This window comes from Peribacillus sp. SIMBA_075 (assembly GCF_046534585.1).
Map to the genome: position 1 here is coordinate 1 of NZ_JAWRYN010000042.1, position 26,546 is coordinate 26,546.

Genomic DNA, 26,546 nt, shown 5'->3' on the forward strand with positions numbered 1-26,546 from the left:
TACATCTATTGAAACATAAAAAAACCCGGATAAGGGACACTTTTTTATGTGTGTCCGTTATCCGGGGTATAGTTCACTTTACTGGGGCTTTGTCTTTTTATTTAGAAGTAGTTGTAGAGTTCATCGAATTAGCACTCCTTTTATCCTGAAGTTCCTTTTTAATATTATTAATACTTATATATAAATTAAAATATTTAATTTTATTTAATTATAATTTATAAGTATACTTAGTGTAACAATATTTTAAATATTCAAAATAGTGGGCGTTCAAAGCCTCCTATGTGAGAAAAGGGGTGGAATTCATTTAATGAGTTATAACTTAAACGAAAATCTAAAAAGAAGTGCAAGCAACTTCCCGGAAAGTATCGCTTATATCTTTAGAGATAAAAGTGTTACTTATCAAGAACTAAATCAGAAGGTGGATCGATTGGCTGCCGGTCTGTATGTACAAGGAATCAGGAAGGGAGATGGAGTGGCTCTAATTTTAGGAAATAGCCCTGAATTTCTCATTGCGTACTACGGCATTTTACGGCTAGGTGCATTTGTTGTTCCTATCAATCCTTTGTATACCCAAGGGGAAATCAACTACTTATTAGACAATAGTCAAGTCAAAGCGGTCATTACTCATGTTTCTGTAGAACCGAAGTTATCAGAAGTAAAAAAGCAGTTGGAAAATCTGAAGATTGTGATTTATACCGAAGCCGAGGATCAGGAATCGACATGGGAGCATCTCATGGAAACAGGCACAAGCTTCAATGCAGATGGAAGCCCTTACATTGATGAAGAAGACCTTGCAGTCATTCTATACACATCAGGAACAACCGGGAAACCAAAGGGTGCAATGTTAACGCATCGGAACTTGGTTTCAAATGCGGACTCCATTTCAAAATTACTAGAACTCGATGATAAAGATCGTGTCGTAGCTGTTCTGCCAATGTTCCACGTATTCTGTATGACAGTTTGTCTGAATGCGCCAATTGCTTGTGGGGCAACAGTCCTGATCCAGCCTAAATTCAGCCCTCATGACGTGGTCACCACCATTCGAGAAAAAAAGGCAACCGTGTTTGCTGGAGTACCTACGATGTACAGTTTTATCTATCAATTGCCTGAAGCGAGTGCAAAGGATTGCCAATCTATTCGCCTGTGTATCTCTGGAGGTGCCTCGATTCCGGCAGAGCTGCTGCATAATTTTGAGAACAAGTTTAGTGTTCCTTTATTGGAAGGATATGGGCTTTCAGAAACTGCTCCTCTCGTCGCGATTAATCCATTAAAAGGGACTCGCAAGCCAGGTTCTATCGGTTTGAATATTCCAGCTGTCCAAAGCAAAGTTGTAGATGAGTTTGGAAAAGAATTGCCAAGAAGAGAAGTAGGAGAATTAGTTGTTAAAGGGCCAAATGTAATGAAGGGATATTTTGGGATGCCGAAAGCTACTTCAACTGCTTTTAATGACGGGTGGTTTTACACTGGTGATTTCGCAACAATGGACGAAGAAGGATACATCTACATTGTTGACCGCAAGAAGGACATTATTATTGTTGGAGGCTACAATGTATATCCTCGTGAAGTGGAGGAAGTCCTGTATCAACATCCTGCTGTAATAGAGGCGGCCGTAATCGGAGTTCCAGATGGGGAATACGGAGAAAGTGTTAAAGCTTTTGTCGTAGTTAAGGATGAGCAGATCACCATGAATGACATTATTCAATTCTGTCACGATAAGCTGGTGAAGTACAAGCTTCCTAAACGAGTAGAATTTTTTAAAGAGTTGCCTAAGAACTCAACAGGGAAGATTTTACGAAGAGAGTTAAGAGAATTGACTGAAATGAACACTTATTAAAGGGGGATTAATTATGTCAACCATTTTAAAAGAAAAAGTTAAAGGGCAAGTAGCGTGGAAAGGCACTGACCTGGCTAAAGATGATTCATGGGTTTATTATTTGTCTGAAAAAACGATTGCCTCGCTTGAGGATGCTTTAGTTCATGTTAAACAAAAGGGTTTAAAAGCACCTGATTTTAACAAAGAGGATTTTCCGATTCCTGATATATATGAAGAAATCGTTTATTTTGTTGAAGAGCTGGAGAATGGGAGAGGGTTCCTATTAATTCGTGGATTACCTATTGAAAGATATACTGATGAAGAAGCAAGCATCATTTACTGGGGTCTCGGACTTCACATGGGCATTCCGGTATCGCAAAACGCAAATGGTGAACTCTTAGGGCACGTCAAAGATCAAGGTCTTAGCTTAGAAAATTCTAATGTACGTGGTTACCAAACGAAACTGCATCTTCCATTTCATGCTGATGGATCTGATGTTGTTGGCTTATTAAGCCTAAGAAAAGGGAAATCTGGAGGTTACAGCAGTATCATCAGTTCGATGACTGTTTACAATGAAATTCTGGAGAAGAATCCGGAATATCTAGGAGTTCTCTGTCGTCCATTTTACTTTGATCGTCGTGGAGAGGAAGCGCCGGGAGAACCTCCAGTATTTACATCATCAATCTTTAATTATTATGATGGTAAATTGAGCTGTAGATATGTCCGTTTATTTATCGAATCAGCACAAGCAAAAACAGGCATACAATTGTCAAAAGTGGAAATTGAAGCATTAGACTTATTGGACTCCCTACTTCATGATGAGAATTTACATTATAACATGATGTTGGAAGAAGGTGATATGCAGTTCGTCAATAATTATACGATTCTTCACTCACGTACTCAATACGAAGACTATGAAGAGCCGGAACGCAAACGTCATCTTTTAAGATTGTGGCTCACGATGCCAAATGGTCGGGAAATTTCCCCGGAATTCGCGATGTTTATTGATGAGAATACAGGTAAACCAGGTCGCGGCGGCGTACCCCAACGTAAAACAACATCTGGCGGTATTATAGAAACCCTGAAGTGATTTTTTATAAAACGTTTAGTAAGAACGAGTGGGAACACCTTTTCGGAATTCAGAAAAAGGTGTTCCTTATATAGGAAAACGTGGGGAGATTTTCATGACAAGCACTCCAAAATATTCTTGGGTTATCTTATTATTTCTAGTTCTTAGCGGGATGATCAACCAAGTGGATAAAATAATTATTGGGTTGGTTTCCGTTCCTTTAATGAAAGAGTTACATTTAAGTCCATCGCAATGGGGAGTTGTAGGAAGTTCTTTCTTTTGGTTCTTTACCTTCTCCTCCATTATTTTTGGCGGCATGGCCGATTCAAAAAACACGAAAAAAATGTTAACTTGGATGTCGTTGGTTTGGTTGATAGTTCAATTTTTCACCCCTTTCGTTAGCAGTTTGTCTATGCTTTTGTTAACCAGAATGATTTTGGGAGCTGGTGAAGGTCCTGCCCCCGCTCTATCCACGGCAATCATGGGGAAATGGTTCCCGAAACATAGGCATGGCATCGGTTTTGGTGCGGTTCTATTAGGAACGACAGGGGGATCTGCAATCGCTTCGCCATTATTAATCTCCTTGATTGATCATTATGGATGGAGATCTGCATTTATAGCGATGGGCATTCTGGGACTGATTGTGCTGGTTTTATGGATGATTTTCGGTAAAGAAAGTCCTCAAGAAATCGGCTGGCCGTCGATACAGCAAAAGGAGCAGCAATTATCCAACCTCTCTAAAGTTTCTTGGAGTCAGTTTTTTCCGCATCTATTATCTAAAAACTTTATTCTGATCGTTTTGTGCGGGGGGGGTGCCTATTGGTTATTGTCCGTACAAGCGGTATGGCTTCCAGCCTATTTTACCAAAATTCAACATTTTAATGGTCAAACATTAAAATTAGCCGTGTCTTTACCTTTTCTTTTTGCAGCGTTTTTCCAATTAGGATTTGCCATTCTATCAGATCGGCTCTATCGTAAAACCAGAGATATTCGTAAAGCACGAATAAATCTTGCCGGTATAACGATGATGTTATCCGCTCTATGCTTATACCTAGCAAATGCCGCGAATTCCACGGTGATGTCCATATTGTTCTTCACCCTTGCTCCGGGTTTTGCGTATGTCATTCTTTCACTCGCACCCGCAATCTTGATGGAGTTTTTTTCTCCCCAAAATATTGGAAAGGCACAAGGGACGTTCATTGCACTTGCGAGTATTACAAGCGTTATTGCTCCACTCGTATTTGGCTATCTTATTCAAAATTCTGAGAATGAAGCTATCGGATACGGATACGCATTTCAAGCCTCTTCTTTAGGGATGCTCATTATTGGATTATTGTTTTGGATCGGTGTACGTCCCGCAAAGGAAAGCCACACAATAATTGAAACAGATGAGAAATTGAGAATTTAAGAGATATAAACGTAGATTGAAAGATTCTTAGTAAGATTATATTGATCTAACTTAATTATAAGTTAAAAATAATAATTTCATTTTTAATTATAAGTTAAAAATAATAATTTCATTTTTAATTATAAGGATACCATATATAGTAACTTCCGAATATTCAATCAATTGAGATGATACAACAAATATAAAGGAGGAATATGTATGTCTGTTATTTTAAAGGAAAAAATTCAGGGGCGTTCAGCGTGGAAAGGTATCGAACTGGAAAAAGATGATTCATGGATTTATTATTTGTCTGAGACAACCCTTGCAGCTCTTGACAAGGCTGTATTACATGTTCAACAAAAAGGGGTAAAGGCACCCAATTTTAACAAGGAGGATTTCCCGATTCCTGATCTCGCTGATGAAATTGCTTATTTTGTTGAAGAGCTGGAGAATGGGAGAGGATTTCTATTGATTCGTGGGTTACCAATGGATCAATATACTGACGATGAAGCTAGTATCATTTACTGGGGTCTTGGACTTCACTTGGGCCTGCCGATCATCCAAGGAAAAAAGGGCGACCTCTTAGGGCATATCAAAAACATGGGTAAAGACTTTAATGATAATACAGCAGTAAGAGGTTACCAAACGAATGTACGTCTTGACTATCACACAGATCTTGCTGATGTTGTCGGATTACTATGTCTTCGTAAAGCGAAATCTGGCGGTTTAAGCAGTATCGCTAGTGCGATGTCTATCTATAATGAAATTCTGGATAATCACCCTGAGTACCTTGAAATTCTCTACCGTCCATTCGCCCATGATCTTCGTGGGGAAGAAGCACCTGGTCAATCTCCAGTAGTTCCATCACCGATCTTTAGCTATTACGATGGTAAATTAAGCTGCAGATATATGCGGCAATATGTCGAATCAGCACAAACAAAGACAGGTATCTCTTTGTCAAAAGAGGAAATCGAAGCGTTTAATTTTGTAGATTCCCTTACTGCTGATAAAAACTTTCATATTGATATGATGATGGAACCGGGTGATATGCAATTCGTTAATAATTATACCGTTTTTCATTCACGTACACTATTTGAAGATTATGAAGAAGATGACCGCAAACGTCATTTATTAAGATTGTGGCTCATGATGCCAAGTGGCCGGAAAATTGCTCCAGATTTCGAGTTTTATATAGGAGGAGCACCTGTAATTAGATAAAAACCCGTGGTAATAATAATCACTAATAATTCTTGAATGGTGATTTTATTCAACGAAAATGATGAATAAAATCACCATTTTATATTTTTATTTTGAAGTGAGAGTTTCGTGACAGGAATAATGGCGTCGCATATAGACTGGGTAATTTAAAAATAACCAAAAGTGAGGAGGATGTTTTTTGGCAAATTTAGATCCGCAAGCAGAAAAATATTTACAAGCATTTAATCAGCTGCCACCTATTCATACGATGAATCATAAGTCAGTAAGAGAGATGCTTTCTAAAGCACCGCGTCCTGTTGTAAAATTAGAACCGCTTTCAAAAGTTGAGGATTACATGATTCCGGTAAGCCAGGATGAAACAATCAAATGCAGGGTATATATACCGGAAGGAAAAGGTCCTTTCCCACTATTTATTTACTACCATGGTGGAGGATGGGTTCTAGGAGACATTGAATCAACGGATGCAAGCTGCCGAATGATAGCGAATCGAACGAAAAGTATTGTTGTATCCGTAAACTATCGTCTTTCTCCAGAGTATAAGTTTCCGACTCCAGTAGAAGACGCCTATTCCGCATTGCAATGGGTTTTTGAAAAAGGGACTGGATTTAACGGAGAGGTTTCACGATTGGTAGTTGGTGGGGATAGCGTAGGTGGAAATCTAGCAACTGTAGTTACGATGATGGCGAGAAACAAAAAAGGTCCAAACATCACTGCACAGGTTTTAATCTATCCTGCGACAAATCTTGAGTTCAATACGGAATCCCATCGAACCTTTGCAAAAGGATTTGGACTTGACCGCGAGCAGTTGATTTGGTTCCGTAATCATTATTTAAGGAATAATGAGGACAGATGTAATGAGTATGCTTCCCCCTTAGTGGCTCAAGATTTAAGTGGTCTCCCTCCAGCAATTGTTATTACAGCGGAAAATGATGTACTTCGGGATGAAGGAATGGCCTATGCTGAACGTCTAAAAGATTTTGGTGTTCAAGTTGAATATGAATGTGAACCGGGGATGGTCCACGGATTTTTTGTACAAATGGCCATTTTCTCAAAGAACATAGAATTGACTGTTTCTCGGATCGAGAAGTTCTTGAGCTCCTTAAAATATACAATAGGGATAGATTGAAAGAAAATGTTCTAAATGAAGCGAGCCTCAGAATGTAGTGAGGCTCGCTTTTTAAAATAACCTATTTAATTTTTTAAATAGAAATTATTGATAATCAACGAAACAGTAACAATAGCAACCCTAGGCATTTAGTAATAAACGGTATTTCCAATTCCACCGGTTACCGAAATGACATCGCCAGTTATCGATGCCGCCAAAGGTGAGGCTAGGAAGGTAACGACATAAGCAATTTCCTCTGATGTAATCAAGCGGCCGAGGGCATTCATTGATGCTGCCTGGCGTATAGCTTCCTCATTAGTGACACGGCCTCTAAACGTTTCCGTATCGACAATCCCTGGATAAACAGCATTGACAGTAATTCCGTGCTTTCCTAATTCTAATGATGCGGATTTTGTCATATGGACAACAGATGCATTACGAGGACCGGAACTAAAATAATTGCCGCCAATTCTAGCTGCCAGACCACTTATATTGATAATACGTCCCCAATTATTTTGGATCATATAAGGAGCAACAGCCCGGACACTACGAAAATAGCCCATATACTTTTCTTCGAAATCTTTCAAGATAAGTTCATCTTTAATGCTGTTAAAATCCTCTGGTTCATGGCCTCCTACTCGGGCCCCACTGTTGATTAAAATATCAATGCTTCCCATTTCTGCTGCTGATTTTTCAACTAAATTTAGGATAGAGTCCGGATCATTAGTATCTGCCGTTATTGGATAAATATTCCTCTTAGTCTCTTTGGCCAATTCGTCTGCTGCATTCTTTAATGAAGATTCGTTTCTTGAACAAATCGTACAATCCACACCTTCCAAAGCCAACTGACGGGCAATAGCTTTGCCAATCCCCCTGCTTCCCCCAACGATAAGTGCCTTTTTTCCAGATAATTTTAAGTCCATAGTTCAACCTCCTGCTTCAATTAACTTGTATTAGACTCTGCTCTTGAAAGCGGTTTATTAGAAAATTCAATCATTTCTATCTTTGATTATACCTATAAATAATAATTATATAAAATTAAAGATTTTAAATTGCACTTAAGTTTTATTAATATAATGATATGTGTTGTAAATTGCCATGTACAAGTGTGTTCTATTTCCGTTTATTAGTAAGGTTTATTTGTAAATTAAAAATTTTAATTTTATTTAACTGAAAATTATGAATATAATGAACTGGATAACTATTATAACAGTCAGAAGTTATTTAAAGCGCTTTCATGGAGGGGGGACAAGGGACATCATTTATTAAGCAATAATTGTTTGTATAAGGGTTTGAAAGATAGTGGCAGTCGCTTTTAAAGTAGGAAAACAGCCCAAACTTTTTCATTAGGTACTATAGTTAAAATTGCAATAGAAAACGAAGGAGGATTCTCAGTGCCGTCTATTTTAAAGGAAAAAATTCAAGGACCAGTAGCTTGGAAAGGTATTGATTTAGCTAAAGATGAATCATGGATTTATTATTTGTCAGAGAAAACGATCGCAGATCTTGAAAGCGCTTTATTCTATGTGAAACAAAAAGGATTAAGGGCACCTGATTTTAATAAGGAGGACTTTCCAATTCCGTATCTTTCTGACGAAATAGCTTACTTTATAGACGAGCTGGAGAATGGGAGAGGTTTTCTATTAATTCGTGGCTTACCAATTGAAAAGTATACAGATGAAGAAGCAAGCATTATTTACTGGGGTCTCGGAGTCCACCTGGGCATCCCGGTCACGCAAAACGCAAAAGGTGATCTATTAGGACATGTTGTTGATCAAGGTCTCGACATTAATGATTCAAATGTACGTGGTTACCAAACGAATGCTCATCTGCCCTTTCACCCAGATGGATCTGACGTAGTCGGATTATTAAGTCTTCGAAAAGCTAAATCTGGCGGTTACAGTAGTATCGTAAGTTCCATCGCAGTTTACAATGAAATTCTGGATAGATACCCTGAGTATCTTGGAATTCTCTATCTTCCATATTTCTTGGATCGTCGTGGTGAGGAAACACCAGGTGAATCTCCTGTTTATTCATCACCAGTCTTTAGTTATTACGAAGATAAATTAAGCTGCAGATATAACCGCGGATATGTAGAATCAGCACAAGCGAAAACAGGTAGATATTTGTCAAAAGTTGAAACTGAAGCATATGACTTAATAGATTCCCTCTTATATGATGAAAACATGCATATTGATATGATGATGGAACCGGGTGATATGCAATTTGTTAATAATTATACTGTTCTTCATTCCCGTACTGTATACGAAGACTATGAAGAACCCGAACGCAAACGTCATTTATTAAGATTGTGGCTCACGATGCCAAATGGGCGGGAAATTGCGCCAGACTTCGCGATGTTCATTGATGAGAAAACAGGTAAAGCTGGTCGCGGTGGTATTCCTGTACGTGAAAATACAGCTGGAGGTATTGCAGAAAAAATGAGGTAAGGGGTTTAATAAATAAAGAGTTTAGACGAGTTTAAACACGGAAGATTTACCTTTAAAGACTTTTAAAACACCAATTGATTCATGTTAACGGAATAGAAGGGGAGATTATTAATTTGAAAACACCTAAATATTCTTGGATCATATTATTAATTCTTGTAGCCTCAGGGATGATCAACCAGGTTGATAAAGTTATCATTGGTTTAGTTTCTGTTCCTCTAATGAAAGAGTTACATTTAAGTCCTTCACAATGGGGAATTGTTGGCAGTTCGTTCTTTTGGTTCTTTACCTTTTCCTCTTTCATTCTAGGGGGAATGGCCGATTCAAGAAATACGAAAAAAATGTTTACTTGGATCTCGTTTGTATGGTTGATTGTTCAATTTACCACACCTTTTGTTTCAAGTCTATCTCTACTAGTAATAACAAGAATGGTCTTGGGAGCAGGAGAAGGTCCTGCCGTTGCTATATCAACTTCAATAATTGGAAAATGGTTCCCTAAACATAGACATGGTATAGGCTTTGGCGCTGTTCTCTTTGGAGCAACAATCGGGCCTGCGATTGCTTCGCCATTATTAATCTCCTTGATCAACGGATATGGATGGAGATCTGCTTTTATAGCAATGGGGATTGTTGGACTAATGGTGCTAGTTTTATGGATGATTCTTGGAAAAGAAAACCCAAAAGAAATCGGTTCGTATGCTTTTGATCAAGAAGATAAGCACTCAATAATTTCTTCTAATGTTTCTTGGCGTCAGTTTCTTCCGTATCTTTTATCTAAAAATTTTATTTTTATCGTTTTGTGTGCAGGTTGTGCCTATTGGTTATTGTCCGTTCAAGCGGTATGGTTTCCTGCATATTTTTCCGAAATTCAACATTTTGATGGAAAAATGTTGAAACTTGCAGTGTCTTTACCTTTTCTTTTTGCTGCCATTTGCCAAATTGTATTTGCCCTGTTTTCGGATCGGCTTTATCGCAAAACAGGAGATATTCGTAAAGCACGAATAAATGTTGCAGGGATTACGATGGTGCTATCCGCTATTTGTTTATTTCTTGCAAATGCCTTTAATTCTAGTGCAATCTCCATTCTATTCTTCATCCTTGCTCCGGGTTTTGCGATTGTTATTCTCTCACTCGCACCCGCCATATTAATGGAATTCTTTTCTCCCAAAAACATTGGAAAGGCTCAAGGGGCCTATGTTGCTCTATCAAGTACAACAAGCATTATTGCTCCACTCATATTCGGGTATTTTATCCAGTATGCAGGAACTGAGGCAATTGGATATGGTTATGGCTTCCAAGTAACTTCTTTGGTTATGTTCGTAATCGGATTATTGTTTTTGACCATTGTCCGTCCCGCGAACCAAAGTCAAACAACGATAAAACCTGAGGAACAAGTTATTGTATAAAAATCATTTAATAGGTGAATCAAGGAGGGAAATAAACGATGTGTAAAAATGAAAAGTCCGTTTCTGAGAAGGACTGTTGTGTATTGTGTCATGAAGAATTAGCTATTATGGAGCGAAATCGCAGTAAGTGCTGGAGTTGTCAGGATAAGATATCCGAGACCTACGCTGATAATCATATTGAAGTGGAGGATTAAGTAAGTTAATTAGTTTCGTAATGATTAGAACTGTAAAAGGGCCTTCTTTATGAAGGTCCTTATTATTTTTTCGGTGATGTTTAAACATAATTGTTGATTTTCAAACTAAGTTGATTGAAGCGGAAGGCACGAGGCTCATGTGGAAGTAGCAGGTCAGGTGAGACCCCACAGGCGCTCTGCACCGAGGAGGCTACACGACTGCACGCGGAAAGCGAAGTGCCTTAAGCGGAAATCAACAGGCAAGTTTAACACAGCCAATATTTAAGATTATATTTTGTGTTATATAAATATTACTTACAGGTACCAGGACAAAAATCATTAAGCGTGCGGTTCAAGAGATTCAAAATGGGATGAACGTGAATCTAGGAATTGGAATGCCTTCTTTACTTGCGAACGAAATACCGAAAGAAGTACATGTATTATTGTAATCCGAAAATGGGTTGCTTGGCATCGGACCTTATCCAGTTGAAGGGATGGAAGATCCTGATCTTATTAACGCAGGGAAAGAAACGGTTACAGCGGTAATCGGTGGATCTTTCTTTGACAGTGCTGAGTCCTTTGCTATGATTCGTGGGGGACACATTGATCTGGCTATCTTGGGAGGCATGGAGGTTTCCGAACAAGGTGATTTGGCAAATTGGATGATCCCGGGGAAATTGGTCAAAGGGATGGGAGGTGCGATGGATCTTGTCCATGGTGCCAAAAGAATTGTGGTCATAATGGAGCACACCAATAAGTACAATGAATCCAAGATCAAAAAAAAGCTGTTCCCTTCCATTGACAGGTCAAAAGGTTGTAAATCGACTGATTACGGATTTGGCTGTATTTGACTTTACTCCCGAGGGAATGATTCTTGTGGAAACGCAAGAAGGTGTTTCACTAGATGAAGTGATAGAAAAGACGGAGGCTTCCGTTACGATCAGCGCCAATTTGACATGTGGAAAAGGGGATCGCCAAAAGGCTTCTATTACAAGGTAAAGAGATAACACTGCTAATTCCTGTTAGGGTAGAGATAAATTTGTAATAAGAGAAGCCTTTTCGTCCACCTTGGGACGAAGAACCTTCTCTTTTTTTCTTTTTTAATTCTTAATAATTTCTGATTTTAAATAATGAATATATTTGTTGGCAAAAGTAGACAAATGTTTATTCTCTGATCGAACTAATCCTAAAGAAATATTTACAGTTGGATGATACACCAAATCAATTGGAACGATATCGCCATTAATGATAAGGGGGTAGTTTTTCATTACGAAATCAGGAGCGAATGTAATTGCCAAATTTTCATTTATGGCTTGGAGAACTCCATCCATATTATTTGAAGTAAACAAGATTTTCAAGGGCTTATATTTGTGAAAGAAATCTTGTACGAAATACTCCATAAATTCACCCTTATATGTAACGAGAGTTTGATCAAGTATATCTTGCGGAGTTATAGTACCAAGAATGGCTAAGGGAGAATGCCTAGAAACATATACTTTCTGCTTTCCTTCGATTAATGCTTCAAAAGCTATTCCTTCCATGTTTATGTTCAAATCACTTGAATACGTAATAAGTCCAATGTCAGTCTTATGCTGTCGAACATCTCCAATTACAGCAGATCCACTTTTATCGGCAATCTCCAAATTTACGTACGGATAATCATGTCTAAACGATGCTATCGCTTTTACCAGGAACGTCATCAATCCGGGTAATGACGATATTTTTAGTTCCCCCACTTCCGTGGAATTCAATAAGTTAGCAGTCACTTTTATTTCCTCAAGCTTTTTTTGCACTTCATAGGCGAGTTTCAGAATGATTCTTCCTTCATCGGTTGGAACAGCGCCTTGTCCCCGTGACCGTTTAAGAACTTTAATCCCCAGCTCCTTTTCCAAGTTGGTTATGGACTGGCTGATGTTGGATTGAGTCACATGTAGATTCTGTGCTGCGACAGACAGAGAACTGTATTTTGCGACTTCTACGATATATAGTAATTGTTCAATATTCATGACTATTCTCCTTTTTTAAATAGGCTGTTTTCACATACTTTGTTGCTATTTACCAGGTAGTGAGTTGTGGTTAATTTCCCCTCCAGATGCTCGCTTTCCTTGGTGCGGGCGGTGAGCCTCCTCGGCGTAAACGCCTGTGGGGTCTCACCTGTCCCGCTGCTCCCGCAGGAGTCTCGCACTTCCGCTCCAATCAACCTTAAATAGTTTCGTGTTAAAAACAAAAATCTTTACGAAAAGAGCCTTTAAATATAAGTAATACTTACTTACAGATTAAAATTTTTAATTTTATTTAATTATAATTTATTAGTATAATCAATATCAATAGTATTTTAAAAACTTTGAATATTCTAAAAAAATAGGAGGAGAACAAGAATGTCATTGAACCAATTGTTTGATTTAAATGGTAAGACAGCAATCGTTACTGGAGGCGGCAGCGGGTTAGGGCGTGTAATGGCACTGGCATTGGCAGAAGCTGGAGCAAACGTTGTTGTATGTTCACGGCGTTTAGAGGTTTGCGAAGCAGTTGTAAAAGAAATCGAGGCGTTAGGAAGACAGGCACTTGCTCTGTCATTGGATGTCACAGATCGGGAATCTGTCGTTCAAGGTGTTGAGAAAGCACTTTCTCATTTTGGGGAAATCAGAATTTTAGTCAACGGCAGCGGAACAGTTTTTGAGTCTCCTGCTACGGATATGCCTTTAGAACAATGGCAATCTATGATGGATACAAATGTGACTGGAACATTCTTGATGTGTCAGGCAGTTGGTAAACATATGATTAATAACGAATACGGTAAAATCATTAACATTTCTTCTAGTATCGGCTTTAAAGGAGTTGACCCAGAAGCTGTAGATTCTGTCGGATATACAACTAGTAAGGGTGCAGTCATGACTTTAACGAAGGATCTGGCAGTTAAGTGGGGACGACATGGAGTGTATGTAAATTCAATTGCTCCTGGAGTTTTCACTACAGGTATGAACAACCCCGAAATACCGGGAACACTTGTACACAAAGCAGGCCCTTTCATTGCGTCACAAGTTCCAGTTAGAAGATTAGGCAGTGACAATGATTTGGTAGGTGCACTCCTATACTTTGCTTCAGCAGCATCTGATTATTGTACTGGACAAATTTTGACTCTTGATGGTGGACTTGGGGCTAAGTAAATTTCAACCAAATAACGTGGTTGCGTAAATTAATCATACTTAATTACAATTAAAAAATACCAATTTTACTTAACCAAAAATTACGAATACACTGAATTAATAAATTCGAACTAGTTAATTTGCTTGCTGATGAAAGCGATAACAATATGCGATTTAAATAAATATTTATTGGAAGAGGGGATTTTAAGTGAGTGATTTAAAAGATGTAAAAGAAGTAGAAGTATTTCATGCAGGTAATGTTAGTGTAGATGAATTGCCTTGGATTCCATATTTTGGAGATGCGAAGTTTAAGTTGCTTAAAGCCAACCCTGTGACCGGACAGACGGTTACGTTATTATGTGTTCCTGCGAAAATGCAGCTTCCTGCCCATTTCCATTCTGGAACAGTCATTGTATATACCGTCCAAGGGACTTGGAGATATCTCGAGGAGCCTTGGATCTCCAAACCTGGTGACATGGTTTATGAGCCTGCAGGCTCCAAACATACGCCGACAGCTGTAGGGGATGAAGATGTTATCACCTTCAATATTGTAGAAGGAACATTAGACTATTTGGGTGAAGAAGGAGAAATTCTTGCCAGAGACAATTGGGAATCATTCCTGAAAAGATACTATGAATATTGTGCGGCTGAAGGAATTGAGCCTATTGATGTGACTAAATTTTGATAGTTAGATTCATAAAAAAAGGAGAAGCCCGGTGTCCACATGACGAAGAGGCTTCTCTTTTTTCTGGGATTTTTCATTTTAATATTAGTAATAATAATTTATATATTAATATTTTTAATTTTATTTAATTAAAACTTATAAGTATAATCATAAATGTAATAATATTTTCATAATTTTTAATATTCTAACTTAATAGATAATAATGCTAGGAGGAATAATGATAAATGACAGCAGAGACGGTTTTGATTACTGGTGCTACAAAAGGGATCGGATATGAATTCACAAAAGTTTTTGCAGAGCATTATTATAACTTGGTATTAGTTGCAAGAGATTCGGCGTTGTTGGAACAACAAGCCGAGAGTTTAAAAAAGGAATATGGCGTGCAAGTGAATACTTTTGCCGGCGATTTGAGCAGCCATACAACGGTAGAGAGCTTACATCGATACTTGAAAAGCGAAGGAATCGACATCGATATTTTGATTAATAATGCTGGAGCTGGCGGATTAGGGTTGATGACGGAATTGGATATTCAAAAAGAAATGGAATACCTGCAGCTCAACATGATCTCTCTCACGTATTTAACTAAACTGATTGCGGATGACATGGTGAAACGAAAGCAAGGTAAAATTTTAAACGTGGCTTCAACAGCAGCCTTTCAGCCAACTCCACGGATGTCGATGTATGGTGCCAGCAAATCTTACGTCTTATTCTTTACGGAAGCAATTGCTGAAGAACTTAAAGGAACCGGAGTTCAAGCTTCTGTATTATGTCCCCCTTCTACCAAAACGCCGCTCATGCAAGGGTTGGCTTCAACAAGAACAAAAATTTTCATTAAGAACTTAATAGAGCCGCAAGCTGTTGCCAAGTGCGGATTTGAAGGGTTAATGAAGAATAAAACTGTAATCATTCCAGGCTTTAAAAATAAACTCATGGCTAAATCTGTGGGATTGTTGCCAAGGAAATGGGTAACTATCTATACCCGAAAGCTTATCGAACAAAAAGTGTAAATACCATTAAGGTCCTATCCTTGGAAGAGTTGGAGTATTTAAAAGTATTACCTTGATAGATTTACAATGGCAAATAGCTTACATAGTTTTTCAGAAGATATCTTGTTTGGAATAACAAAATCAAAAAAGGGGACTAATGATGAATTTTTTATTATCTAAGGAACATCAAATGATGCAAAAAATGGTACGTGAGTTTGCTCTAAACGAATGTGAACCTACTGCAGCCCAACGTGATGAAGAGGAATACTTTGATATCAATATTTGGCAAAAGATGGCGGAACTTGGTTTATGTGGCATTCCTTGGCCGGTAGAGTACGGAGGTGCAGGTGCCGATTATTTGAGTTATGTGATCGTGGTGGAGGAATTGTCTCGGGTGGACGCTTCAATTGGGACCACACTTTCCGCACATACATCGTTAGCCGGATGGCCGATTTACAAGTTTGGAACGGAACATCAAAAGCAAAAATATTTGCGGGCCATGGCGGAAGGAAAAAACATGGGTGCGTATTGCTTGACGGAATCTGGATCCGGATCTGATGCCAGTGGAATGAGAACAACAGCCGTTTTTGACGGAGATGAATGGGTTTTGAACGGATCGAAGATTTTTATCACCAACGGAGGCTATGCCGACACTTATATCGTTTTCGCACAGACCAACTCTGCACTAAAGCATAAAGGCATTTCTGCGTTTATTGTGGAAAAGGGCTTCCCAGGCTTCTCTGTAGGAAAGAAGGAAAAAAAGATGGGAATTCGCTCTTCCTCCACGACAGAGATCATTTTTGAGGATTGCCGGGTTCCAAAGGACAATCTTTTGGGCCAAGTGGGTGAAGGGTTCCAGATTGCCATGAAGACTCTCGACGGCGGTCGGAACGGAATCGCTTCTCAAGCTGTTGGAATCGCTCAAGGAGCATTTGATAATGCCGTAACATTTGCAAAGGATCGCGTCCAATTTGGCAAACCGATTAGCTCACTGCAAGCTATTCAATTCAAATTAGCCGATATGGCCACAAAAATTCAAGCTGCCCGTTTATTGACGTATCAGGCAGCATGGTGTGAGGATCAAGGAATTCCTTACGGACTTCAATCTGCAATGTCCAAACTATTTGCTGGAGACACCGCCATGGAAGTAGCGGTGGAGGCTGTTCAAGTATTTGGCGGATATGGCTACACAAGGGAATACCCGGTAGAACGATATATGAGAGATGCTAAAATCACCCAAATCTATGAAGGGACGCAAGAGATTCAGCGTCTTGTTATTGCCGGAAATCTGCTTAAAGCATAAAAAAAACTCAATATTAACGAAAACAGGAATGTAATCTATTAAAAAGAAGCAAATGGGCTTGTCAAACGTGAAAGATTTGCTTGGGCATAGTTAGAGCCTTACCGCATGGCAGTGGAAAAAGGAAAAATAAAAGAATTGGCGATTGCAATAGGGGATGATTTTCTACAGCTTGGAGTCAGCTAAGGATGCTGGTATTCCTGTTCCGCTCGCTTTTTTGCAAATCATTGGCAGTTATGGCTTTCAAGAGAAAAGGAGGTTTGTTGGCAAAGTGGTAGAGAAAAAAGCTGACAACGTTGTTGTGGGTGAAATACAGGCGAAGTCGGGGTGTCTAACTCTAAAGTTGTCGTTGCGATTAACAAGATTCCGAAACACCTATCTTTCAAGTAGCGGACTACGGTATTGAGGGGATTTGTTTGAGTTGATTCCGCTTCTAGCGAAAGAAATTAAAAAAAAACTGGTAAATTCTTAAATAAGAACATGTTATTACTCCTGATTAATAAGTGCATCTCTTCTCAATAAAGATCTGCTATCAATAGAGTGATTGATAGACAATAATAAGCTTTTGGAAAGGAATTCGTATATGTTTAAAAAGGTTCTTATTGCTAATCGAGGAGAAATTGCTGTCCGTGTGATTAGGGCGTGTAAGGAAATGGGGATATCTACGGTCGCTGTATATTCTGAAGCAGACCGTGAAGCTTTGCATGTACGTCTAGCAGATGAAGCCTATTGCATTGGACCACACCTATCATCTAAGAGCTACTTGAATATGACCAATTTATTAATTGTTGCTCAAATTTCACATGCAGATGCTATCCATCCCGGCTATGGATTTTTAGCGGAAAGTGCAGAATTTGCTAATTTATGTATTGAAAACGATATCATTTTTATTGGGCCATCACCTGAGGCCATCAGTAAGATGGGGGCGAAAGCGGTAGCGAGAGAAACGATGGAATACGCTGGCGTACCAATTGTCCCAGGTACGGATGGGATTATTGAAGATATTGATGAAGCTGTTTTTACAGCAAGACGTATCGGGTATCCAGTTATTGTTAAAGCCACTGCGGGTGGTGGTGGAAAAGGAATGCGGGTTGCTAAATGCGAGGAAGAGTTAAAAAATGCGATTTCAATGGCGCAGCAAGAAGCAGCTACAGCTTTTGGTAATGCAGGTGTTTATTTAGAAAAGTACATTGAAGAGCCTCGACACATTGAAATCCAAATTATGGGTGATTCCTTTGGCAATGTCGTGCACTTAGGGGAACGTGATTGCTCAATCCAGAGACGCCATCAAAAGCTAATTGAAGAAGCGCCATCCCCTGCACTTGATGAAGAACTAAGAATGAAAATGGGAGAGGCGGCATTAAAAGCCGCGAAGGCAGTACAATATTCAGGGGCAGGTACCATTGAATTTTTACTAGATAAACATAAAAATTTTTACTTTATGGAAATGAATACTCGTATTCAAGTTGAACACCCAGTTACAGAACTTATAACAGGAGTAGACTTAATCAAAGAACAATTACTTGTTGCCTCAGGTCATAGGCTATCTGTCAAACAAGAAGATATTCATATCAATGGTTGGTCGATCGAATGCCGGATTAATGCAGAAAATCCTGATAAAAAATTTATGCCATCCCCTGGGAAAATTGGATTATACCTACCTCCGGGTGGATTTGGAATCCGAGTCGATAGCGCAGTTTATCCAGAATATACGATCTCACCATTTTATGATTCGATGATTGCCAAATTAATCGTACATGGAAAAACTCGTGAAGAAGCAATTGCAAGGATGAAGCGAGCCTTAAGCGAGTTCGTCATTGAAGGAATTGATACAACAATCGCTTTCCACCTTCGCTTATTAGAACATCCGGATTTTATAGCTGGTAATTTCAACACGAAATTTTTAGAGATGAATGATCTAACGGTTTCCACTAAGTAACTAGTGGTGATTTGAAGTATTCAGTGGCACTAGTTCATTTAGTGAAGAGAAGAGGTAATGGATTTGGAAAAACAATTTTTCAAATTATTGATTAGAATGGCCAGATAATCGGGACTGAACCTATGTGTGGAGATTTCATAGATCCTAAAAAATCGGAAATGAGTAAAGAAAAAATGATAGAAATTAAATTGTAGAAGGAGTGTTTCCTCATGTTTAAAATGAATGACATTAAAGAATTAATTCGAGCGGTGGACCGTTCTTCAATTGGAGAATTAACGATTAAAGGTGAAAATGATCACCAAATAACGATTAGTAAACAAATGAATGTCGGACAATCAGCGCTTATCGAAGAAACGCAAGTCCCAGCAAATATTGCTTTCTCACCTGTGAAAGTGGAAGCGGCACCCGTTCAAAAGCAGGAAGAAATACAAGCACCAGCGGCGACAATTGCTGATGACACATCGATTCATAAAATTACTTCCCCAATGGTGGGAACGTTTTATACGGCTCCATCACCTGATTCTGATGCCTATGTAAGAGTGGGAGATCAAATAAAAGAAGACACAGTGTTATGTATTGTGGAAGCCATGAAGCTTATGAATGAGCTTGAAGCGGAAGTTAGTGGTGAAATTGTTGAAATCTTTGTGGAAAATGGTCAGGTTGTTGAATATGGCCAGCCCTTGTTCCTCGTAAAAACAGCATAAACAATAAAATTTAAACACTGATAGGAGAGGAACCACAGCATGGATATGTTCGATAAAATCGAGATCATGGAAGAACGACGGGAAAAAGTGAAGCTGGGGGGCGGTTATGCACGGATAGATGCCCAGCATGACCGCGGGAAGCTTACTGCTAGAGAGCGAATCGAACTATTAGTGGATGAAGGGACATTCGTTGAAATAAACCCATTTATAGAAAATCGCGGCCTTGAATATGGATCTGGGGAGGCTCCAGGAGAAGGGGTTGTTACAGGTTACGGTAAGGTCGATGGGTGCCTTATTTTCCTTTTTGCTCAAGATTTTACTGTTTTCGGCGGAGCCCTTGGCGAAATGCATGCGACAAAGATTACCAAAATCATGGATTTAGCTGCAGAAAATGGAGCACCTATAATCGGGTTAAATGACTCAGGTGGAGCAAGAATTCAAGAAGGTGTTTTATCACTAGATGGATATGGACACATTTTCTATCGAAACTCCATTTATTCAGGAGTAATTCCACAAATTTCCGTGATTATGGGACCTTGTGCCGGGGGGGCTGTTTATTCTCCTGCGATTACAGATTTCGTTTTCATGGTAGAAAAAACTAGTCAAATGTTTATTACAGGTCCAAAGGTAATTGAGTCGGTAACGGGAGCAAAGATTAATAGTGAGGATTTAGGTGGTGCGTCCGTTCATTCCACAATAAGTGGAAATGCCCATTTTACTGGACCAACGGAAGAAGACGTATTAAACGAAGTCAGGAGATTAATTGGCTACTTGCCATCAAACTATGAAGAAAATCCACCTTACAAAGAGCCAGTAAATAAAGTTCCTTTAGATGAAAGAATCGATGAACTTCTTGATGTTGTCCCGATTGATGGAACGAAGGTTTATGATGTGCGTAAGGTGATTCATTTAATTGTTGATGATCAAGATTTCATGGAAGTCCAGCCTAAATTCGCTAAAAACATTGTCGTTGGCTTTGGCCGTATAAACGGCGATACAGTCGGTATAATCGCAAATAATCCGAAGATGATGGCTGGTGGTCTTGATATTGATTCATCTGACAAATGTGCTCGCTTCATCCGATTCTGTGATTGCTTTAAGATTCCATTAATTACATTTGAAGACGTGAGTGGCTTTATCCCAGGAATTCAACAAGAGCATGGCGGGATTATCCGGCATGGGGCGAAAATTTTATATGCCTATTCGGAAGCTTTGGTTCCCAAAATTACAGTGATTCTTCGAAAAGCATATGGTGGGGCTTACGTTGCCCTAAACAGTAAAGCAACCGGGGCAGACTTAGTATTTGCTTGGCCTAATGCGGAAATTGCGGTTATGGGACCATCCGGGGCTGCCAATATCATTTTTGCAAAAGAGATTAATGAAAGTACAGATCCGGAGGCCTTTAGGCAAGAAAAAATCAACGAATACCGCGAACGGTTTGCCAATCCTTACGTCGCATCAGCTAATGGCATTGTTGATGATGTAATTGACCCGAGGGATACAAGAAAAAGTATCGCTAGTGCATTGGAAATGCTAAAAAACAAGAAGAAAGCATTACCTAAGAAAAGGCATGGAAATATCCCTTTATAAACCTTTTCTTTAATAGATTATGAACTACCTATATTAATAGGAAGAAAAACATCTAAAGACGACAAATGAAAAAAACCTAGCGTAAATTGAGATGGTATAGAAGGGAGAGAGCGATAGCATAGGGATTGATGCTTAGCGCAACTTAAAATGGATAAAAAAATAGTGGACCAATTTTCAGAATTTGAGATCCCAAGTTATGAACAGTGGCGTGATCTAACAGAACAATCTTTAAAAGGAGCTTCTTTTGAAAAAAGACTTATTACAGAAACTTATGAAGGAATTTTACTTCAGCCGATGTATCGAAAGGAGGATGCCGCCACTCTTCCTTTTCTGCAGTCTTTGCCAGGTATGGCCCCTTTTACTCGCGGCACTAAAACGCTTATAAATGGATGGGAAATCAATCAGGAAATCAATGTTGGAATACCCACTTCTTTTAATAAAGTAGCACGGCATGACCTTAGCAAGGGGCAAACCTCATTAAATATCGTCCTTGATACACCAACGAAACGTGGAATAAATGCGAATGAAGCTACCTCAGAAGTAGGGAAAGCGGGACTATCGATTTCAGGGGTAACCGATGTAGCCGGTGCACTAAAAGATATTGACTTTGGTAATGTTCCTTTTCACGTTAGTGCTGGGGCAAATTCATTGCCAATCCTAGCTCTGATTATCGCTCATCTAGAACAGTCCGGACGACAAGTGGAGGAATTACATGGGTGTATTGGAATGGATCCACTCGCAGAACTGGTAGCAAATGGAACATTGGCTTACGAGTTGGAAGATTGTTATACATTGATGGCCGACATAACAAAATGGGCAAATGAGAATACCCCCCATTTACAAACGGTTCTAATCCATGGAAATGTCTATCATGACGGTGGAAGTAGTACGGTTGAAGAATTAGCTTTTTCCTTATCAACAGGTGTCGAATATCTACAGGCACTAACTTCCCAAGGAATTGATATAAATAAAGCCGCCAGCAGTATCCGTTTTTCGTTCTCAATCGGTTCCGGTTATTTTATGGAAATTGCCAAACTTCGTGCCGCAAGAACTCTTTGGTCCAGAATTGTAGAAGCCTTTGGTGGGAATGAAGACGCCCAGAAGATGACGATGCATGCACGAACATCTGCATGGACAAAAACTGTTTTTGATCCCTATGTGAATATGCTGCGTGCTACAACAGAAGCATTTTCTGCAGCAGTCGGTGGAGCTGACAGTATTCATGTTAGTTGCTTTGATGAAGCGATTCAAAAGTCTACCGCTTTTTCACGACGAATTGCACGGAATGCCTCCATTATTTTAAAAGAAGAAGCTCATATTGCGAGGACAATCGATCCAGCCGGTGGCTCATGGTACGTAGAAGTACTGACAAATGAGGTTGCCAAAAAGGCATGGGGACTCTTCCAGGAAACAGAGCGAAAAGGTGGGATTTTCCAGTCGTTAATAAAAGAATTCCCACAAAATTTGGTTCAACAAACAGCTTCAAAACGGGTAGGGAACATTGCTAGTCGAAAGGATATATTTGTTGGGACAAATATGTATGTGAATATTGAAGAAAAAGGAATAGATTGGTTAGCTATTGATGAGGCGTCTCAAATTGATGATCATATCAATAAGGTTAAAGGTCGAGCACATAGACCGGTTGAAAGCTTAGCTGCAATTCCCAATAAAACAGAAGCGTCGATTCAGGTAGCGAAACAAGGTGCATCGTTAGGTGAAATTGCAGAAGCAACAGGTAGAAGGTCTGAATCTGTTGTCAGCGTTAAAGCAATCCGTCCTACGAGAGGTGCCATTCAGTTTGAACAACTCCGTCAAACCATCAATGAAAATGCAGAAAAGGCAGGTAATCGTCCAAAAGTTTTTCTAGCGAACTTAGGACCTATATCAGCTTATAAAGCGCGGGCTGAATTTGCATCAGGATTTTTTGGAGTTGGTGGCTTCGATGTTATTCAAAACAATGGATTTACTTCTGCAAAAGAAGCAGCAGATGCAGCTATTGCTTCAAACGCCGGTATTGTCATCATTTGTGGAAAAGATGAAGACTACCAACAAACAGCGGTTCCTCTTGCAAAGACGATTAAAAATGCAGCAGAACAAGCAATTGTTTTATTAGTAGGAAAGCCTAGCGAAGAGTACGAAGTCAGCTTTAAAGAGGCTGGAATATCTGAGTATATTCACGCTGGCTCAAATTGCTATGACGTGCTAAGTCAACTTCTAGATAAGAAAGGAGTTGCTGCATTATGACAAAACCAGATTTCAGCCAAGTAAAATATAAGGATGAAAGAATAGCAGAATATAGCGAGTGGCGTAAACAAGCAGAAAAACTTTCTGGAAAGTCTTTTGAAGAATTAACAGTTCCGACTTATGAAAAAATTGATGTAAAGCCTCTTTACACAAATATGGACACACAAGGAATGAATCATTTAGATTATGTGGCGGGAATCGCACCATTCTTTCGAGGTCCCTACCCAGCTATGTATAAATCACAACCTTGGACGGTTCGTCAATATGCTGGCTTTTCTACAGCGGAAGAAAGTAATGCGTTTTACCGCAGAAACTTAGCTGCAGGACAAAAAGGGCTTTCGATCGCATTTGATTTAGCCACACATCGTGGGTATGATTCGGATCATCCTAGAGTCGTAGGCGATGTGGGAAAAGCCGGCGTTGCCGTTGATTCCATTCTAGACATGAAGATTTTATTTGATGGAATCCCATTAGACCAGATGTCTGTTTCGATGACGATGAACGGAGCTGTCCTGCCAATTATGGCTTTTTACATCGTGGCAGCTGAAGAACAAGGAGTTCCCCAAGAGAAGCTTTCTGGAACAATACAAAATGATATTTTAAAAGAATATATGGTTCGTAATACGTACATCTTTCCTCCAGAACCGTCAATGAAAATTATAGCAGATATCTTTGAATACACGTCCCAGCATATGCCGAAATTTAATTCCATTAGCATCTCCGGTTATCATATGCAAGAAGCGGGGGCTACGGCCGATATAGAGTTGGGCTATACCCTTGCAGATGGATTAGAATATGTCAAAACGGGTTTAAAAGCAGGGATTGATATTGATCGATTTGCTCCACGACTTTCCTTCTTCTGGGCAATCGGAATGAATTACTATATGGAAGTGGCTAAAATGCGCGCAGCTCGTTTAATTTGGGCGAAGCTAATGAAAAGGTTTTACCCGAAAAATGAAAAGTCGTTAGCACTTCGAACCCATTCGCAAACATCTGGATGGAGCTTAACAGAGCAAGACCCATTCAATAATGTTTCACGTACCTGTATTGAAGCGATGGCTGCTGCTCTTGGTCATACACAATCCCTACATACAAACGCACTGGATGAGGCGATTGCGTTACCGACCGATTTTTCTGCCCGAATAGCTCGAAATACCCAACTATACCTACAGGATGAAACGGGGATAACCAACGTATTAGATCCATGGGGCGGCTCCTATTACGTGGAGTCACTTACGGCTGAATTACTTGAAAAAGCCTGGGAACATATTGAAGAAATCGAAGCACTTGGTGGAATGGCAAAAGCCATTGAAACAGGACTGCCAAAGATGAGAATTGAAGAAGCCGCTGCTAGAAGACAAGCGCATATTGATTCTGGTAAAGAATCGATCATTGGAGTGAATAAATACCGTTTAGAAAAAGAGGACCCTCTTGAGATATTAGATATTGATAATACTGCTGTCCGTGAAGCGCAAATTCGCCGCTTAGAGCAACTCCGGGCAGAAAGGGATAAAGCAAAGGTAGAAGCAGCACTTCAAGCGATTACAAAAGCGGCTGAAACTGGAGAAGGAAACCTCTTAGAGCTAGCGGTAAATGCAGCTCGCGCTAGAGCGAGCCTAGGAGAAATTTCGAATGCATACGAACAAGTAGTAGGGAGACATAAAGCAGTAATTCGTTCGATTAGCGGAGTGTACAGTACAGAGTTTGGGGAAAAGGAACAAGTGAAAATTGTCCGTGAAATGTCCGATCATTTTGAAGAGAATGAAGGCCGACGCCCTCGAATTATGATTGCAAAGATGGGACAGGACGGACATGACCGCGGAGCTAAAGTGATTTCTACTGCATTTGCAGACCTTGGTTTTGATGTTGATATTGGTCCCTTATTCCAAACCCCAGAGGAAGCAGCCCTACAGGCCGTGGAAAATGATGTACATGTTCTAGGGATGAGCTCTCTTGCTGCTGGTCATAAAACATTACTTCCTCAAGTCGTGGAAGAGCTGAAGCGTTTAGGCCGTGAAGATATTGCCGTCGTGATTGGCGGTGTTATTCCTGCTCAAGATTACAGTTACTTAATAGAAAAAGGAGCAGCTGCCATATTTGGACCAGGAACGGTTATCCCGATTGCCGCACAACAGGTGATAGAAGAATTAAATCGTCGTCTCGGATTGGTTACTTAAATGACAGAAAAAATATCGCCAAGACGAAGACACCTTACGGTTGATGAATATGTGCAGGGTGTGATGAATGGAAATCGTGCAATTATTGCTCAAGCGATCACCTTAGTTGAAAGCAATTTACCCAAACACATGGAAATGGCACAAAAGGTGCTGAAAGAACTGATTCCATATACAGGAAAATCAATTCGGATCGGCATTACAGGGGTTCCTGGAGCTGGTAAGAGCACGTTAATCGAATCCTTTGGTATGATTCTCTGTGAGCAAAATCACCGTGTAGCGGTATTAGCCGTTGACCCAACTAGCAGTGTATCTAGAGGAAGTATTCTAGGTGACAAAACACGAATGGAACATCTTTCTCGCCACCCACATGCATATGTTCGACCGTCACCATCAAGTGGCACGTTAGGAGGGGTCACTAGAAAAAGCCGTGAAACCCTTCTTATTTGTGAGGCAGCAGGGTATGACGTAATAATCGTGGAAACCGTGGGAGTCGGCCAAAGTGAAATAACCGTCCGGTCCATGGTGGATTTTTTCCTAGTTATTATGCTGACTGGTGCAGGGGATGTGCTACAAGGAATGAAAAAAGGGGTGATGGAATTAGCTGATGCTATTTTCATTAATAAAGCGGATGGCGAAAACAAACAAGCTGCCCTGAATGCAAAGATGGAATACAATCGACTCCTGCATTTCTTACAGCCAATCACCGAGGGTTGGGAAACAAAAGCATTTACTGTGTCTGCCTTAACGGATGAAGGAGTATCTCACATTTGGAAGGTTATTCAGGAATATAAACAAGTTACCAGTAGGACTGGTTTTTTTGGAAAAAGAAGAAAAGAACAAATGATTGACTGGTTTCATTCTATGATAGAGGCCCAATTAAAGGCGAGATTTTATGGTAATCCATCGATGAAAAAGAACATTTCTAAAATGGAAGGGTTACTTCTTAACGGCCATACTTCTCCCACACTCGCAGTCCAACAATTATTCAACATTTATGATGAAAATAGATAGGAAAAGGAAGGCTTTTCATTAAGAAGAGAAAAGGGATACCGGGTATAGCCTAATATATTACCTTAACAATATACCGTTAATTAATATCATGTACCAATAACGGTATAAAATTAGAAGGTAAAATAAAGAAATGGAAAAGATGTTTT

19 protein-coding genes and 1 pseudogene are annotated in these 26,546 nt (G+C 39.6%); 18 read left to right on the plus strand and 2 right to left on the minus strand.

The features are described from left to right. Positions 1–307 precede the first annotated feature (307 nt). The 5 genes from SB775_RS22065 (at position 308) to SB775_RS22085 (ending at position 6,613) form a co-directional block, all read left to right on the plus strand. Complete coding sequence (locus SB775_RS22065) at positions 308–1,834, plus strand: long-chain-fatty-acid--CoA ligase (protein ID WP_410863324.1); 1,527 nt, start codon at positions 308–310, stop codon at positions 1,832–1,834. A 13-nt stretch (positions 1,835–1,847) separates the two neighbouring features. After that, complete coding sequence (locus SB775_RS22070; RefSeq protein WP_410863325.1) at positions 1,848–2,903, plus strand: TauD/TfdA family dioxygenase; 1,056 nt, start codon at positions 1,848–1,850, stop codon at positions 2,901–2,903. Between the two features lie 94 nt (positions 2,904–2,997). Next, a complete protein-coding gene (locus SB775_RS22075; RefSeq protein ID WP_410863327.1) occupies positions 2,998–4,290 on the plus strand; it encodes an MFS transporter in 1,293 nt (430 codons plus the stop codon). A gap of 198 nt (positions 4,291–4,488) precedes the next feature. Beyond that, the gene (locus tag SB775_RS22080) at positions 4,489–5,487 is read left to right on the plus strand and encodes a TauD/TfdA family dioxygenase (protein WP_410863328.1); all 999 of its coding nucleotides are present in this window, start codon (positions 4,489–4,491) and stop codon (positions 5,485–5,487) included. Between the two features lie 178 nt (positions 5,488–5,665). Beyond that, positions 5,666–6,613, plus strand: coding sequence for an alpha/beta hydrolase (locus SB775_RS22085; RefSeq protein ID WP_410863329.1), 948 nt, complete (start codon positions 5,666–5,668; stop codon positions 6,611–6,613). Positions 6,614–6,741: 128 nt separating this feature from the next. Here the strand turns inward: SB775_RS22085 and SB775_RS22090 are convergent, their stop codons facing one another. After that, on the minus strand, positions 6,742–7,515 hold the full coding sequence (locus tag SB775_RS22090; RefSeq protein ID WP_061462902.1) for an SDR family NAD(P)-dependent oxidoreductase: 774 nt from the start codon (positions 7,513–7,515) through the stop codon (positions 6,742–6,744). Positions 7,516–7,986: 471 nt separating this feature from the next. Here SB775_RS22090 and SB775_RS22095 point away from each other — a divergent pair, with 471 nt between their 5' ends. The 3 genes and pseudogenes from SB775_RS22095 (at position 7,987) to SB775_RS22105 (ending at position 11,617) form a co-directional block, all read left to right on the plus strand. Then, positions 7,987–9,042 carry a TauD/TfdA family dioxygenase gene (locus tag SB775_RS22095; RefSeq protein ID WP_061462903.1) on the plus strand — a complete coding sequence of 352 codons (1,056 nt, stop codon included), beginning with the start codon at positions 7,987–7,989 and terminating at the stop codon, positions 9,040–9,042. Between the two features lie 167 nt (positions 9,043–9,209). After that, a complete protein-coding gene (locus SB775_RS22100) occupies positions 9,210–10,445 on the plus strand; it encodes an MFS transporter (RefSeq protein WP_410863363.1) in 1,236 nt (411 codons plus the stop codon). 544 nt (positions 10,446–10,989) lie between these two features. After that, positions 10,990–11,617 (plus strand): annotated as a pseudogene (locus tag SB775_RS22105) (3-oxoacid CoA-transferase subunit B). Positions 11,618–11,718: 101 nt separating this feature from the next. On the opposite strand, the gene SB775_RS22110 reads toward SB775_RS22105, so the two are convergent. Then, positions 11,719–12,624, minus strand: coding sequence for a LysR family transcriptional regulator (locus tag SB775_RS22110; protein ID WP_410863331.1), 906 nt, complete (start codon positions 12,622–12,624; stop codon positions 11,719–11,721). A gap of 372 nt (positions 12,625–12,996) precedes the next feature. Here SB775_RS22110 and SB775_RS22115 point away from each other — a divergent pair, with 372 nt between their 5' ends. The 10 genes from SB775_RS22115 (at position 12,997) to meaB (ending at position 26,400) form a co-directional block, all read left to right on the plus strand. Then, on the plus strand, positions 12,997–13,785 hold the full coding sequence (locus SB775_RS22115; RefSeq protein ID WP_410863332.1) for an SDR family NAD(P)-dependent oxidoreductase: 789 nt from the start codon (positions 12,997–12,999) through the stop codon (positions 13,783–13,785). A gap of 187 nt (positions 13,786–13,972) precedes the next feature. Next, complete coding sequence (locus SB775_RS22120; RefSeq protein ID WP_061462907.1) at positions 13,973–14,449, plus strand: 2,4'-dihydroxyacetophenone dioxygenase family protein; 477 nt, start codon at positions 13,973–13,975, stop codon at positions 14,447–14,449. Between the two features lie 224 nt (positions 14,450–14,673). Next, positions 14,674–15,456, plus strand: coding sequence for an SDR family NAD(P)-dependent oxidoreductase (locus SB775_RS22125; protein ID WP_410863335.1), 783 nt, complete (start codon positions 14,674–14,676; stop codon positions 15,454–15,456). Between the two features lie 139 nt (positions 15,457–15,595). Continuing rightward, a complete protein-coding gene (locus SB775_RS22130; RefSeq protein WP_410863337.1) occupies positions 15,596–16,738 on the plus strand; it encodes an acyl-CoA dehydrogenase in 1,143 nt (380 codons plus the stop codon). Positions 16,739–17,318: 580 nt separating this feature from the next. Next, on the plus strand, positions 17,319–18,674 hold the full coding sequence (gene accC / locus SB775_RS22135; protein ID WP_410863339.1) for an acetyl-CoA carboxylase biotin carboxylase subunit: 1,356 nt from the start codon (positions 17,319–17,321) through the stop codon (positions 18,672–18,674). A gap of 209 nt (positions 18,675–18,883) precedes the next feature. Further along, complete coding sequence (gene accB / locus SB775_RS22140) at positions 18,884–19,378, plus strand: acetyl-CoA carboxylase biotin carboxyl carrier protein (RefSeq protein WP_410863340.1); 495 nt, start codon at positions 18,884–18,886, stop codon at positions 19,376–19,378. Positions 19,379–19,417: 39 nt separating this feature from the next. After that, a complete protein-coding gene (locus tag SB775_RS22145) occupies positions 19,418–20,968 on the plus strand; it encodes an acyl-CoA carboxylase subunit beta (protein ID WP_410863342.1) in 1,551 nt (516 codons plus the stop codon). Positions 20,969–21,115: 147 nt separating this feature from the next. Next, positions 21,116–23,212: a methylmalonyl-CoA mutase family protein gene (locus tag SB775_RS22150; RefSeq protein ID WP_410863344.1), complete on the plus strand. Its 2,097-nt coding sequence runs from the start codon at positions 21,116–21,118 to the stop codon at positions 23,210–23,212. Further along, positions 23,209–25,389 (plus strand): methylmalonyl-CoA mutase, encoded by a 2,181-nt coding sequence (gene scpA / locus SB775_RS22155; protein WP_410863346.1) that lies wholly within the window; start codon positions 23,209–23,211, stop codon positions 25,387–25,389. Before SB775_RS22150 ends, scpA begins: the two co-directional genes overlap by 4 nt. After that, entirely contained in the window at positions 25,390–26,400 is a 1,011-nt protein-coding gene (gene meaB / locus SB775_RS22160; RefSeq protein ID WP_410863348.1) for a methylmalonyl Co-A mutase-associated GTPase MeaB, read from the plus strand. The last annotated feature ends 146 nt before the right edge of the window (positions 26,401–26,546 follow it).